The sequence below is a fragment of the Acinetobacter gerneri DSM 14967 = CIP 107464 = MTCC 9824 genome, assembly GCF_000368565.1.
Taxonomy (GTDB): domain Bacteria; phylum Pseudomonadota; class Gammaproteobacteria; order Pseudomonadales; family Moraxellaceae; genus Acinetobacter; species Acinetobacter gerneri.
In genome coordinates this window covers 1-1,793 of the sequence record NZ_KB849537.1, presented here as the reverse complement: position 1 = coordinate 1,793, position 1,793 = coordinate 1, and the positions used below count along the sequence as shown (strand labels likewise).

The 1,793-nt window shown below is 43.1% G+C and carries 1 protein-coding gene; it reads left to right on the top strand.

Features of this window, described 5'->3' with window-relative positions; all coding sequences use genetic code 11:
* Positions 1–1,793, top strand: a 1,793-nt coding sequence (locus tag F960_RS22565; protein WP_004856653.1) for an Ig-like domain-containing protein, incomplete at both ends; no start/stop codon positions are given.

The following is a 1,793-nucleotide window of genomic DNA, read 5'->3' as shown; positions in this document are numbered from 1 at the left end:
GGACACTGGGAAGTTCCAAATCCAGGTCTAAAAGATGGTGATGAGATTAAAGCCAATGCAACAGACCCAGCAGGTAATAAAGGTGATGATGCAACAGCTATTGTAGATGCAATTCCACCAAGCAAACCAATTGTGACTGAAAACAATGGTGATGGAATTGGTGGTACAGGCGAACCAGGTTCAGAAGTGATTATTACTGACAAAGATGGTAATACAGTAACGACTACGGTTGATCCGAGCGGTAATTGGCATATTGGACCTGAGAACCCACTAGAAGAAGGTGAAAAAGGCACAATTGAAGCCAAAGATCCAGCTGGTAATACCTCTGGTAAAGATCCAATTGTAGGAGGCGATCAAACTCCACCAAGCAAACCAATTGTGACTGAAAATAATGGCGATGGAATTGGTGGTACAGGTGAGCCTGGTTCAAAAGTTATCATTACAGACAAAGATGGCAATACAGTAACGACTACGGTTGATCCAAGCGGTAATTGGCATATTGGTCCTGAGAACCCACTAGAAGAAGGTGAAAAAGGCACAATTGAAGCCAAAGATCCAGCTGGAAATACATCAGGTAAAGATCCAATTGTAGGTGGTGATCAAACTCCACCGCCGATTCCTGTTGTGACTGAAAATAATGCGAATGGTTTGGGGGGAACTGGTGAGCCTGGTTCAAAAGTAACCATTACTGATAAAGATGGTAATACAGTTACAACTACGGTTGATCCGAGTGGTCATTGGCATGTTGGACCAAACCCATTAGAAGAAGGTGAAAAAGGTACAATTGAGGCTAAAGATGCAGCGGGTAATAGCTCTGAGAAAGGGCCGGTTATTGGTGGAGACCAAACTGCTCCAGATGCCCCAGAAATTAATCCAATTAATTTAGTTGATCCTATTACGGGTACAGCAGAACCAAACTCAGAAGTTGTTGTTAAATTTCCAAATGGAACGACGACGACTGTTCAAGCGGATGATAAAGGAAACTGGTCTGTACCAAACCCAGGCTTAAAAGATGGCGATACTGTTACGGTAACTGCAACCGATAAGGCTGGAAATACTTCAAATCCTGCAACTGAGGTTGTAGATGGTATTCCACCAAAAGCGCCTGTTGTTAACCCTGTAAATGGTCATGATCCAATCACGGGTACAAGTGAGCCAGGTGCTACTATTCACGTGAAATTCCCAGATGGAACGACTGTCACTACAACTGTAGATGCGAGCGGTAAGTGGTCTGTTCCAAATCCAGGTTTAGCAGATAAGAGCCAAATTATCGTAAATGCTACGGATCCTGCTGGAAACAAATCACCAGATGTATTGGCGACAGTGGATGCATTTGCAGCTGCTCCAACCATCGCTTTAGCAAATGACACAGGTACCAGTAAAACAGATGGTATTACTTCTGATGGTACGGTTAAAGTTTCAGGTTTAGAAACACGTGCTAAATGGGAATACAGTCTTGATGGTGGTAAGACTTGGAAGACAGGTGCAGGTACAACTTTTGTCATTCCTGAAGGTAAATATGATGCTGGCAAGATTTTAGTTAAACAAACTGATATCGCTGGAAATAGCAGTACCAATGCAAGTCTTGGTCCTGTAACAATTGATAAAACTGTTCCAAATGTACCTGTAATTAATACTACAGGTGAGCATACTCCAATCGTTGGTAGTGCTGAAGCGGGTAGTATTGTTAAAGTTACATATCCAGATGGACAAGGCGGAACCACAACGGTGACTACTACAGCAGATGCAAGTGGCAACTGGACTGTGCCAAATCCGGGCTTAAAAGATGGTGA